Here is a 12,937-nt window from a genome sequence, read left to right as displayed (position 1 = left end):
TCTTAAGCACCTTAAGTCAAATTACATATGAAAGATGAAGTGGCTCTCACGCTTTTAAGACTTTTTGATTAGAGTCCCCTTATACGTTGAGACATGAAAAAACCCCTTCCAATGGAAGGGGTTAAGCTATACTCGATTAGCGTTTATTGCGGTTGCGTAAGAACGTTGGAATGTCCAGCGTATCATCACTTGATTGTGTATTTTGTCTCGGCTGAGATGATGGCTGCTGATGTTCCTCACGTTTTACTTCACGTTTTTGAGGAATGGATTGATTTTGCTTTAATCCTTGTCCTAGTGGATTTCTTTGTGGTTTTGTCACTTCTGGCTCTTGCTCAATAAATCCAGTTGCGATCACAGTCACCACAATTTCATCCTTCAAGTTATCATTGATGACAGACCCGAAAATCATGTTTACATCTTCGTCAGATGCAGAAGCCACAATATCCGCTGCTTCTTGCACTTCATAAAGACTTAGGTTCGTGCCACCCGTAATGTTCATGATGACGCCTTGAGCACCATCGATCGCTGTTTCTAGAAGTGGTGAAGAAATGGCTTTCTTCGCTGCTTCAGCAGCACGGTTTTCACCTGTTGCGACACCAATACCCATAAGAGCCGAACCTTTATTGGACATGATTGTTTTCACGTCAGCAAAGTCAAGGTTAATCAGACCTGGTGTTGCAATTAAATCGGAAATCCCTTGAACACCTTGTCTAAGCACGTTATCTGCCGCGCGGAATGCTTCCAGCATTGGCGTGTTTTTATCAACAATTTCAAGCAAGCGATCGTTTGGAATCACGATTAATGTGTCCACTGCTTCTTTCATAGAAGCAATTCCTTCAACTGCTTGAAGCTGACGCTTTCTTCCTTCAAATGTGAAAGGACGAGTCACGACTCCAACTGTCAATGCACCAGAATCTTTTGCGATTTTTGCAATGACAGGTGCAGCACCCGTACCAGTTCCACCGCCCATACCAGCTGTAACGAAGACCATGTCTGCGCCTTTTAGTACTTCTTCAATCTGCTCTTTGCTTTCCTCAGCAGCCTTCTTACCGACCTCAGGATTCGCACCTGCTCCAAGCCCTCTTGTCAGCTTAGCACCGATTTGCATTTTAGTTTCTGCTTTTGATAGATTTAACGCCTGTGCATCTGTATTGACTGCAATAAAATCGACACCTTGTACGTCATTTTCGATCATTCGGTTGACAGCGTTATTCCCGCCGCCACCTACTCCGATTACTTTAATTGATGCTAGGCCGTCTATATTTGTTTCAAACTCCAACATGCTGAATCCTCCTAATCCGTCGAAAATCTAATTCTATTCCCAGAACATATTAAATAGTTTTTTCATTTTGCCCGGTTTTTTATTTGTCTCTTGTTGTGCTTTTTGTTTAACTTTCGGTCTTGGCTGCGCTTCTTTCACTTGTGGTGCAGAAGAAACCGGCTCCATGGATGCGCCTACTTCATGAAACGCCTCATCTGGCATTTGGAATCCAACCTGTCTACCCTGAATCTTTGCATTGCGATAAGCAAAGTGGATCAAACCCACTCCTGTCATATATTGAGGCTCTCTCACCCCGATATAATTCGGACTTGCAATCCTGACATTGTTTTGCAAAACCGTTTGTGCAAGAGAAAGGATACCTGGTATGGCTGCCTGTCCACCTGTTAGAACGAATCCACCAGGCAAATCATGGACACCCATATTTCTTAATTCCTCTGCCACAAAGAGCAGGATTTCCTCCAGCCGCGCTTCAATAATGTTAGCCGCATCAAGTTGTGTATACGTTTGTTTTTGATCGGTACCGATCACAGAAACTTCAAATGTCTCCTCAGTCGATGCCTCATCATAAAACGCATGCCCAAATTGTTTTTTGATTCGTTCAGCTTCTTCAGTGGAAGTTCTAAGTCCTATAGACAAATCTTTTGTAATGTTCTCTCCGCCCAAAGGGATACTGTGAGTAGAATAGAGATGCCCGTTTTCAAATACGGAAATCGTTGTAGATCCGCCGCCAATATCGACAAGAGCTACCCCGAGATTTTTTTCATCTTTCGATAATGCTGCTGAGCCCGATGCGATTGGCTGCAAGCAAATATCCATAATTTCAATTCCAGCTCTTTCTACACATCGGAGCCAGTTATGTAGAATCGTTTTAGAACCTGTAATTAACGATCCTTCCACCTCTAGCCGAACACCAAGCATTTTTTTCGGATCTGTGATCTCATCTCTTCCGTCGACGATAAATTGTCTTGGAATCACGTCTACGACGAGATGTTCTTGAGGAATAGATACTACTTGTGCTGCATCTAAGACACGTCTCACATCTTCAGCATGTATTTCTTTGTTTTCACTAGATACTGCGACCACGCCGCTCGTATTCTGAATATGAATGTGGTTTCCGTTAATTCCGACAATCGCCTTTTGTAAAGGAAATCCTACCATTCTCTCAGCCTGTTCAAATGCTTGTCTAATAGAATGAACTGTCTCATCTATATCAACAATCGATCCTTTTTTTAACCCCTCTGAAGGGACATTTCCAACACCTATAATGTTAAGCGAATCATCCGCCATTTCTCCGACGATGACTTTTATATTGGATGTACCGATGTCAAGGCTGACGTAAATTTCATTGTTGTTCATTCTATGGCACCTCCTCACATATCAATACTTTCTATTCTATTATTTGCTGAACAACAATACAATGAATGTGTTTTTACAAGTGTGTAACAAAACTTAAAAAATCAACATTTTTTATTAGGATTACTGAAAATATTCGTTACATCATATGTATATCCTTTTTTATGACTCACTTTTTTTCTTTTTTTCTCTTGAAATTGTCCATTTTGTTAGTAGAATTCTTCTGATAACTGCTATATTTTGAAACAATCTAACGCCGAATGCAAACATTCCGACTAAGTACAAGTCTACACCAAGATGGACGCCCAGAAAAGCTAAACTTATTGCGAGTATAATATTAAAGAAGAAGCCTGATACAAACACTAGTTCATCGTATGCCCCTTGCAGATGTGCTCGGATTCCACCAATCAATGTATCAAGCGCAGCAAGTACAGCGAGGGAAAGATAGTTAGAATACTCATTCGGTATCGTAAAATTTGTTAAGAAACCGATCGCAACTCCTATGATTAAGCCAAGTACAGGAAGCCACATTAAGATTTTCCCTCCTTTACATCTTCAAGAGGCTTCAATTCGTTTACTTGAATTGCACCGTCATATGCTTTTAAATGGATTTTTTTCTTCGGCTGGCTCATACTCAAGCTGAAGTTTTCCTGAGCAAACAAATCACCAATATCTGATACATTTAAACGGCTGTATAATTTGTCGGCCTGCTCACTAATCATTTTAATGTTGACTTCATCACTATCTAAGCTGTAACCATCTATTTTTGTCGTGCCATTAATATCTCGAATCACACTTGTATTAATTACACGGCGATCATTGATGGAAATATGTTTTGCCCCAAACATATTGGCTTCATTAATTAACTTTTTCAGAAGATCAGGCGGGATATTTTTCACTTCTTCTCCGGTAAGGTCCTTTGAAAAAAGCTGAGAAATTTCAATTTCAATCCCCTCCCCTTCCACTTCTGTAAAACCAGCCTTTTCTTTTAAATCTTTTAACGTTTTTGTTAATTGTGCTTCTTTTGATTGATCTCCTTGATGACCATATTTTTTTAGCATCTCGTCGTATTTATCAATTTCTTTGAGCAAATCCAATTCCTTACTTTTAGATGCAGATAAATCCTCTCTCAGTTCCCAAACATCACGAGTATCACGAACTTTGGGCTTTTGTAAAGAATTAAACTGGATGGAGACCATGATGCCAAATATGATCATTAAAGCTGTTAAACTAAGTAAAGGCTTCTTTTTCCTCAACACCACTCACCTTTTCACTTTTAATCTTTGTTTCTTAAAAGAGGGTTCATACGAATATCCGTTTTCTCAATCGTCATTGAAATGTGATCACTTGTCAGCTGATCGACCACTCCTCCTGCAATATTTAAAGCAGGTATTAACACAGCCGGATCTCCAATACCAGAAATGACAAATGGTGCTGGATGCTGAACACCATCAACAGTGACAACTGGACCATTACAATGTATGTATGATTGGTGTGTGATTCTTTGCCCATTAATAGATACAGCAGAAGCCCCTGATATAAATAGTTCGTTTATCACATGAAAAATGTGGCTCTCATGCACAATGTAATTATTGACATTTTGTCCACTCGGGATATAAGATGCATCTTCAAGAGATACATTGACCCCTTTTCCTTTTACACCAATCTCTCCTGTAAACATTCTGTATTTCTCAACATCTTCCAGTACATTAAAATACTGCTCTTTTTCATTTTTCAAATTGGACTCTGTCGCTTGAACCTTTGATTGAAGACTATATAATTCTTTTTCGAGTTTCTGATTCGCCTTTTCTTGCTTTGTGAGCTGACTTTTCAGAGAGTATTCTTTTTTCCATTGCTCTGTTCGAATGACATCTGCCTGATGCTGCTTTGTATATTGGTATGAAAAAGAAATCAGAAAACCAAGAACAAGCATGACAATTGAGAATATAACTGTTTTGCCTCTCAACGCTCATCTTCCTTTTTCTTAGATTTAAACGCTTCAAAATACGTAGCGACTTCCATATGGATTGTGCCTTTTTCAGAAGACGAAAGTTCTTTTACAATGGCTGGATAGGTTTTCATTTTATCACCGAATGTTTTAATTGATGCAATCACAGTGTTTCCGTCATTCATATAAAATTTAACTAGCCACTGGTTTGAATTTGTCGGCACATAATATACTTCTGAGATGAGTTCCTGAATAGAGGCTGGCAGCTGATTTAAAGATCTAACGGTTTGCTTCAGCTTCTCCTTGTTGTCCCAATCGACAAAAATAGGTCCTGCATGACTCGGTGTAACTTCTTCTGGTAAAGCGGTCCCATTTTCAAGAAGCTCATAATATAGATTTCCCTTTTGAAGATACGCAATATTTGCATATTCTTTGACAGCAATACTGACCTTATTTGGGAAATGCTTTTTGATCCTAACGCTTTTAATCAGTTTATTTTGTTTAATATGATCTGCTGTTATATCTTTATTTAAATTCCAAAACTCTGTTTCGCCTTCTTTAATTTGTGAAAGTTTAACAAGCTGTTTTGTAGAGACATGCTCGTTACCTGTGATGGTTAAAGAAGAAATTTTGCTGATTGGTGTTTGCAAATAAATAATAATTAAAACCATGATAAAAAACAGTAGTATAAAAGAGATCAGTCTACGATTCGCTTTTTGCTTCCTTTGTTCTTTAATTTTAGGAATTCGCTCTTCTATATTGACGATCTTTTCATTTTCATGATCAGGCCGCATATATACTCTTCACCTCATTCAAAGCTGCTTGTCCACATCTTTGGGTCATCATTTTGATGAGAAAACAAACGGCATTCTTTCATGCCGTTTGTTTTCCTGTGATGCCATCATTCATAAAAACTAGCTGTTAATTTTCTTCACCGATAATTTCTACCTCTGTATGCATATCTACGTTGTAGTCTTCTTTAATTTTCTTTTGGATGTACTGAATTAGGTCCAGCACGTCTTGAGCAGTAGCTCCACCAGCGTTGACTATAAAGTTGCCGTGCATATCGGAAATTCTAGCTCCGCCGATTTGGTATCCTTTTAAATTCGCTTTTTCTACAAGCTGTCCTGCATATTCAGGCAGCGGATTTCGAAAAATACTGCCAGCACATGGCCGGTTATAAGGCTGGGTTTCTTTACGATAATCTTTATTTTGCTGCATTTTCTTTGTGATTTTTTCGCGATCATCCTGTTTGAGCTTAAACACGGCTTCGAGAACAATGCCAGGTCGTTCTTTTTGAAGGACTGATGTTCGATAGCTGAAATTCATCTGTTCATTTGTGAGCCACTCGATGCTTCCATCTTCAAATAAGATTCTAGCTTTCACAAGAATCTTACTGATATCAGATCCATGTGCACCTGCGTTCATATAAACAGCGCCTCCAATAGACCCTGGAATACCAGCTGCGAATTCCAACCCTGAAAGACCCTGCTTACTAAGAGATGTCGCGAGCCTTACGACAGAATAGCCGCCGCCAACTGTAATTTCTTCATCATTTACAGTTAGGTGATCCAGTCCAGCACCTAGCTTGAGAACAACTCCACGAATTCCCTTATCAAGTACAAGTAAATTCGATCCTCTTCCAATGACCGTCCAATTCGTATGGTGTTTTTTCACCTGATCCATGATCGTTTTAACTGCATCGATATCTTTTGGGATGATCAAAAGATCTGCTGGTCCGCCTATTTTCATTGTTGTATGATTAGCAAGCGGCTCATTTTCAAGTACTTTACCAACTTGCGCTTCTAATAATTCATTCTTCAAGTTCTCCATATTACCCTCCGCCTTACCTAATATCATTCCATCATGTAGTCGTAATATCTTTTAACACATTATATAAACGTGCAGCCGCATCTGGTACTCCGAGTTCTTTCGTTAAACGGCTCATTTGGTTGAGTTTTTCTTCATTACCGGCAATTTCATCAATTGCATGCAGCAGACGATCCCCTGAAAGCTCTGATTCTCTTAAAACAATCGCAGCATCATGTTTTTCAAGTGATCTTGCATTGATTTCCTGATGATTTGCCGTCACGTATGGGCTCGGAATAAAAATGGTTGGGATTCCAAGAGCCGTTACTTCAGCAATTGTTGTAGCTCCCGCTCTTGCAACAATCACATCGATCGATTTCAGGTACTCCGGCATTTGATGTAAGAAAGGTTTTGTGATCATATTAGGTGCTGCACCTTTTTCCTTTAGCTCATTCAACACTTTTTCATAATGAACCTCACCTGTGATATATAAAAGCTGGTAGTTTTTAGCCTTTAAATCATCTTGCATTTCGATCACTGCTCTATTGATAGGAGCAGCACCTCGGCTCCCGCCGAAAATAAGAACCGTTTTTTTCTGTTCATCGAGCCCAAATTCTTTAAGAGATTTCCCCTCTTTTATAGAGACGACTTCAGAGGCTCTAGGGTTTCCCGTAAATACAACCTTTTCAGAAGGAAAATGTGCCTTTGCTTCGTCAAAGCAGATGGCTACTTTATTAACATATCTCGCTAGGAACTTATTTGTAATACCAGGCAGGCTGTTTTGTTCGTGTATAATAGTCGGGATCTTCAGCTTAGAAGCCGCATAAACCACAGGCCCACACACATAACCGCCTGTTCCAATGACCGCATCAGGTTTGAATTCTTTTAAGTAAGATTTGCTTTTTTGAACGCCTTTCAAAAATCTCATCACCGTTTTGACGTTATCAAAGGAAAGCTTTCGTTTAAAACCTGAAATTTCTATCGCCTTGAAAGGGATATTTTCTCTTTCTACAATTTTCTTTTCAAGTCCATTTTCAGTACCGATATATAAAAATTCCACATCAGGATGCAGTCTTTTCACTTCTTTAATAAAGGCTAAGGCCGGATAAATATGTCCGCCTGTTCCGCCTCCACTGATTACTATACGCATTATACCATTTCCCCTCAATTTTTTTCTGCTCTGAACAAAGTATAAACCCTGTTTTAAACAACAGGGCTCCGTTAAAACCTGTAAAGAAGAGTCAAAAAACACGTTTTCGAAACAAAAACTGTCATTTTCACTCTTCAAATCATTTTTTTGTACTTTTGCAAAATAAACGTCAACATGGTTTCATGAGCTTCAGCACGTTAATATCTTGCGTACCTGCTTACATTCAAAAGTACGCCAATCGCCATCAGCATTAATGTCAGTGATGAGCCGCCATAACTAAGGAATGGGAGCGTGATACCTGTCACAGGAATAAGTCCAGTGACAACTGCGATGTTAATCATTACTTGAATGGCCACCATTGAAATAATACCAACTGCCAGGAAACTTCCATATAAATCTGGGGCTCCAAGTGCTATTCGTATGCCTCTCCATAATAGAACACTAAAGAGGAGTAAAATGAGTGATCCCCCTATAAAGCCAAGCTCTTCAGACAATATCGCAAAGATGAAGTCCGTTTGGGGCTCAGGTAAATAGAAGAATTTTTGTCTACTTTGACCAAGTCCCATTCCGAAAAGACCACCTGGACCAACAGCGTATAAGGATTGAATAATTTGAAACCCACTGCCTAGCGGATCTTCCCAAGGATTTAAGTACGATGTAATTCGTTTTATTCGGTAGGGTGCTGATAAGACAAGTGCAGCAAACCCGCTGAGTCCTATAAGACCGAGAAATATAAAGTGAGCAATTCTCGCACCTGAAACAAATATCATAATAATACAGGTTCCAACCATCACCGTTCCTGTTCCCAGATCCGGCTGAAGCATAATGATGGCAAATGCAGAAAATACAATGCCTAAAGCTGGGGCAAAACCTTTGCGAAAGGATGTGATATTTTTTTGTTTTTCAGATAAGAATTTTGCAAGAAACGCAATCATCGCAAGCTTCATAAATTCAGAGGGCTGAATACTAAACGCACCGACACCGATCCAGCTTCTTGATCCATTTCTCTCCATACCGATACCAGGAATGAGTACAAGCAGCAAAAGGAGAAAACAAACAGCAATCAATATCTTTGACCAAGTCCGCCACGTCCAATAATCGACTCGCATAATGAAAAACATTGCGATAACTCCGATTCCGGCAAACAAAAGCTGTCTTTTTGCAAAATAAAACGAATCATCAAATTTATACGATGCCCACACAGCACTAGCGCTGTACACCATAATTAAACCAATCGTCAATAAAAGTAACGTAATGACAACAAGCAAAAAATCCGGAGAAGTTTTCTTATTCGTCAAGAGACCGACACCCCAAGCATAATTTCATTTGGGCTGTCAGTCATATGAGAGACAAGCCCTTATTTAAGCATATGCACGGCGTTTACAAACATGTCTCCACGTTCTTCAAATGTTTTATGTTGATCCCAGCTTGCACAAGCCGGAGATAATAAAATCACGTCTTCTTCTTCAGATATGTTAAACGCCGCAGGTACTGCTTGTTCAACATTATCGACATGTTTTACGTGATGTATTCCAAGCTCTTCACCAAGCTTCACAAACTTAGGTGCAGTCTCACCAAATGTGATAATTCCTTTTACATTTTTCATGAAAGGTTTCAATTCATCAAATTCATTGCCGCGATCAAGTCCACCTGCTAATAAAATGGTCGGTTGTTCGAAGGCTGACAATGCTTTACTTGTTGCCAAAATATTGGTTGCTTTACTATCGTTATAAAATTTCCGACTTTGAATTGTATCTACAAACTGCAGACGATGCTTCACTCCACTAAATGTCGTGAGAACGTGTACGATTGCTTCATTTGAGCAGCCTGCATTTTTCACAACACAAATAGCTGCCAGAATGTTTTCTTGGTTATGCTCACCAGGAAGGACAACATCCTTTACATCAATGATATGTTCATTCATGTAATAAATTGCACCATGTTGAATAAACGCACCATGTTCTACTGGCTCTTTCACTGAGAAAAACACTTTTTTTGCTTTTGAACCTTCTGCCAGTTTTACGACCGATGGATCATCTAGGTTAATTACAGCGATATCATCTTCATGTTGATGTGCGAATACTTTCTGCTTTGCTTTTTCATACTCATCACGAGTGTGGTGATAGTCTAAATGTGCATCAAAAATATTTAATATTAAGCTGATTTTAGGTCTAAACTCAACTGTTCCCATTAACTGAAAAGAAGAGAGTTCCGTTACGATCCACTCATCGCCAGCTGCATTTGCAGCGACTTCGCTGGCAACTGTTCCAATATTACCCGCCACTAATGTTTTTTGGCTGTCTTTTTTCAGCATTTCATAAATCAAAGTCGTGGTAGTGGTTTTTCCATTCGATCCAGTAATCCCAATAAAAGAGGATGAGGTTAAATGATACGCTAATTCTATTTCCGTCCAAACTGGAATTTGGCGGCGAAGCGCTTCTTGAACCATCACATTTTCATATGGAATTCCTGGATTTTTAATTAAAATCGTAATTTCTTTATCTTCGAATATACGAAGAGGATGACTGCCACAAACGACATCAATCCCCTTTTCAGAAAGTAGCTGAGCAGGTTCGTTTTCTTCAAACGGTTTTTGATCATTTACCGTCACATTTACTCCATGTTCATGAAGAATTGAAGCTGCCGCATATCCGCTTTTTGCAAGACCTAATACTAGTACTTGTTCGTTTTTTAACATTTGCATCTTATTCAATTATAACCACACCTCGATGTAAATTCCTAAAACAGCAAGTAATAAACCAGCTGTCCAGAAGGTGACAACTACTCTCCACTCTGACCAGCCAACTAACTCATAGTGGTGGTGAAGCGGACTCATCTTAAAGATTCTTTTGCCGGTTGTTTTAAAGGAGATCACTTGAAGAATAACGGATAGCGTCTCAACAACAAATACTCCACCAATAATGACAAGTAAAATTTCAAGCTTCGTTAAAATCGCAATTGCTACAATGGCTCCGCCTAATGCTAGAGAACCTGTATCACCCATAAATACTTTTGCAGGATGTGCGTTAAACACAAGGAAACCAAGGACGGCTCCTGCAACAGCTACTGAAAAGATCGCTACATCATACTGGGATTGATTCCAAGCCAGTATGGCAAAAGCTCCGAAAGCAATAGCAGCGGTTCCAGATAAGAGACCATCCAGTCCATCCGTTAAGTTCACGGCATTAGAACCTCCGACAAGCATGAAAACGACAAGGATAAAGTAAGCCCATCCTAAATCAAAGCTGACGTCTGTTCCTGGAATGCGAATCGTCGTTGCAAACTGATAATAATGGAAAACTGCATAAAAGATCACTGCGATCACAATTTGACCGATTAATTTCTGTTTCGATGTTAATCCAAGATTTCGTTTCATCGCTACTTTAATATAATCATCTAAAAATCCTAATAGGCCGTAACCAAGTGTGACAAATAACAGTAAAAACATTTCTGGACTAATCTCAGAGAATTTGTTGATCATCACAATCGTTGTAATGGTGATAGAAAAGATAATCATAATTCCGCCCATTGTCGGAGTACCAGATTTCTTTTGGTGAGACTGCGGGCCTTCTTCTCTAATACTTTGACCAAATTTAAGTCTTCTTAAAAACGGTATAAAAATCGGGGATAAAAGAACACTGATTAAAAATCCCATTATGATTGTAAACAATATCACCTGTTCAAGCATCGTTCTTTACTCCTTCCGAATTTCCAAAGCCGTTTTCCATCAGAAAATTGCATTCATTATTATGGTATTCATTCGCGTTCTTCGTATGTTGTTTTTGTACAAAATGCTTCATTTCATTACACTCTTTTCATCATTTTAAGATTTGTTTAGATCTAAAATAGCGTCAACTGCAACCTTTGCATCATCAAAGTCATAGACTTGATCGCCAATGATTTGATATGTCTCATGGCCTTTACCCGCTATTAAGACTGTATCGCCTTTTTTCGCATTGGCAATGGCAAAGAAGATGGCTTGTTTCCGATTCACAAAGCTATGATAATACGCGTCTGGCACCCCATTTTCCATATCTTTTAAAATGGCTGAAGGATCTTCGCTTCTTGGGTTGTCTGATGTAAATACAGGTTCATCTGCATATTTCACAGCGATTTGGGCCATTTGAGGACGCTTTGTTTTATCACGGTCGCCGCCGCAGCCAATCACACAGAAAATTTTGCCCTCTGTTAATTCTCTACACGTTGTGAGGACATTTTCTAAACTGTCAGGTGTATGCGCGTAATCGACAATGACAGGGAAATCTTGATCGCAGTTTACAAGTTCAAATCTGCCTTTGACTCCCTCCAACTCTTCAATCGCACTAACGATCGACTCAAACGTTAAGCCAGATACGATCCCGACTGATACAGCTGCCAGGATATTATACACATTGAACTTTCCGACGAGGGCAACCGTCACATTCTTGGTGCCAATTGGAGTGACCAAATCAAATTGAGTTCCCTTCGGCATGATTTGAATATTTTTTGCCATGACATCTGCTTTTTGCTCTAAGGCATACGTCATGACTTCAGCAGCTGTGACTTTTTCAAAATAACTCGAAGCCTCATCATCTGCATTTAAAATCGCATGCTTGGGTTTATTGTGATGAAAGGCGCTTCCGAGCTGAGAAAATAGCAAGCTTTTCGCGTGTTTATATTCTTCCATTGTGTTGTGGTAGTCAAGATGATCCTGTGTAAGGTTTGTGAAAACAGCAATATCATAATCACATCCATGCACCCTGCCAAGATGGAGTGCATGTGATGATACTTCCATAATGGCTGTATCTACATCTTGATCAAGCATCTGTTTAAACGTTTTCTGAAGTGTGACACTTTCAGGTGTGGTGTTTTTCACGTCGAGAATGTCATCATTCACCTTCATATACATCGTACCGATTAAGCCTGTTTTCTTCTCGGCTTTTCTCATCATTTGTTCGATCATGTGTGTTGTTGAGGTTTTTCCGTTTGTGCCTGTGATCCCGATGAGATTCAGCTTATGAGTTGGCTGTCCATAAAACGCATCAGCTATTCTTGCAAGTGCTCTTTGAGAGTGTTTCACAATAATGACTGGTACATCTGTTATGTTAAGAGGGTGTTCCGCTACAATTGCTGCAGCCCCGCTTTTCACCGCTTTTTCAGCATAATCGTGTCCATCTACTGTATAGCCTTTTATACAGACAAAAAGGCTTCCCTTTTTCACCTCTCTTGAATCCATTTCAATGGAAGTGATATCAGGATTTTCGTTTATCAATTCGTTGTTTTCACTTTTAAAGTATGTAAGCAGTTCTTGTAATTTCATTTTCATATCAAACCTCTCAAATTCGTTCACGTGCATGTCTTGTGAAAAAAACACACAGTCTATATTTTATCGTAAAAAAAAGGATACATCCAGCGT

Annotated in this window: 12 protein-coding genes; all 12 read right to left on the bottom strand. The window is 39.3% G+C overall.

Going from position 1 to position 12,937, the window contains the following annotated elements:
- Window positions 1-136: 136 nt before the first annotated feature.
- Window positions 137-1,282: a cell division protein FtsZ gene (gene ftsZ, locus C6Y06_RS08225; RefSeq protein WP_024424252.1), complete on the bottom strand. Its 1,146-nt coding sequence runs from the start codon at window positions 1,280-1,282 to the stop codon at window positions 137-139.
- Between the two features lie 33 nt (window positions 1,283-1,315).
- Window positions 1,316-2,638 (bottom strand): cell division protein FtsA, encoded by a 1,323-nt coding sequence (gene ftsA, locus C6Y06_RS08220; RefSeq protein WP_034662541.1) that lies wholly within the window; start codon window positions 2,636-2,638, stop codon window positions 1,316-1,318.
- 159 nt (window positions 2,639-2,797) lie between these two features.
- Window positions 2,798-3,166: a small basic family protein gene (locus C6Y06_RS08215; protein WP_003210988.1), complete on the bottom strand. Its 369-nt coding sequence runs from the start codon at window positions 3,164-3,166 to the stop codon at window positions 2,798-2,800.
- Window positions 3,166-3,891: a DUF881 domain-containing protein gene (locus tag C6Y06_RS08210; RefSeq protein ID WP_066030945.1), complete on the bottom strand. Its 726-nt coding sequence runs from the start codon at window positions 3,889-3,891 to the stop codon at window positions 3,166-3,168. Before C6Y06_RS08210 ends, C6Y06_RS08215 begins: the two co-directional genes overlap by 1 nt.
- A gap of 20 nt (window positions 3,892-3,911) precedes the next feature.
- Window positions 3,912-4,601 carry a DUF881 domain-containing protein gene (locus tag C6Y06_RS08205; protein WP_106036774.1) on the bottom strand — a complete coding sequence of 230 codons (690 nt, stop codon included), beginning with the start codon at window positions 4,599-4,601 and terminating at the stop codon, window positions 3,912-3,914.
- Window positions 4,598-5,377 carry a cell division protein FtsQ/DivIB gene (locus tag C6Y06_RS08200; RefSeq protein ID WP_060596191.1) on the bottom strand — a complete coding sequence of 260 codons (780 nt, stop codon included), beginning with the start codon at window positions 5,375-5,377 and terminating at the stop codon, window positions 4,598-4,600. Before C6Y06_RS08200 ends, C6Y06_RS08205 begins: the two co-directional genes overlap by 4 nt.
- Before the next feature lie 127 nt (window positions 5,378-5,504).
- Entirely contained in the window at window positions 5,505-6,416 is a 912-nt protein-coding gene (gene murB / locus C6Y06_RS08195; protein ID WP_034662552.1) for a UDP-N-acetylmuramate dehydrogenase, read from the bottom strand.
- Between the two features lie 31 nt (window positions 6,417-6,447).
- Complete coding sequence (gene murG / locus C6Y06_RS08190; RefSeq protein WP_066030946.1) at window positions 6,448-7,542, bottom strand: undecaprenyldiphospho-muramoylpentapeptide beta-N-acetylglucosaminyltransferase; 1,095 nt, start codon at window positions 7,540-7,542, stop codon at window positions 6,448-6,450.
- Between the two features lie 197 nt (window positions 7,543-7,739).
- Window positions 7,740-8,840: a stage V sporulation protein E gene (spoVE, locus tag C6Y06_RS08185; RefSeq protein ID WP_003212197.1), complete on the bottom strand. Its 1,101-nt coding sequence runs from the start codon at window positions 8,838-8,840 to the stop codon at window positions 7,740-7,742.
- 59 nt (window positions 8,841-8,899) lie between these two features.
- Window positions 8,900-10,246, bottom strand: coding sequence for a UDP-N-acetylmuramoyl-L-alanine--D-glutamate ligase (murD, locus tag C6Y06_RS08180; protein ID WP_411265985.1), 1,347 nt, complete (start codon window positions 10,244-10,246; stop codon window positions 8,900-8,902).
- Window positions 10,247-10,255: 9 nt separating this feature from the next.
- On the bottom strand, window positions 10,256-11,230 hold the full coding sequence (gene mraY, locus C6Y06_RS08175) for a phospho-N-acetylmuramoyl-pentapeptide-transferase (RefSeq protein WP_003211854.1): 975 nt from the start codon (window positions 11,228-11,230) through the stop codon (window positions 10,256-10,258).
- 135 nt (window positions 11,231-11,365) lie between these two features.
- Complete coding sequence (locus C6Y06_RS08170; protein WP_066031763.1) at window positions 11,366-12,841, bottom strand: UDP-N-acetylmuramoyl-L-alanyl-D-glutamate--2,6-diaminopimelate ligase; 1,476 nt, start codon at window positions 12,839-12,841, stop codon at window positions 11,366-11,368.
- Window positions 12,842-12,937 lie beyond the last annotated feature (96 nt).

This window comes from Bacillus sp. MZGC1, assembly GCF_002998605.1.
Taxonomy (GTDB): Bacteria; Bacillota; Bacilli; order Bacillales; family Bacillaceae; genus Bacillus.
The sequence above is the reverse complement of the archived record's forward strand: the minus strand, read 5'-3'. Positions and strand labels throughout refer to the sequence as shown.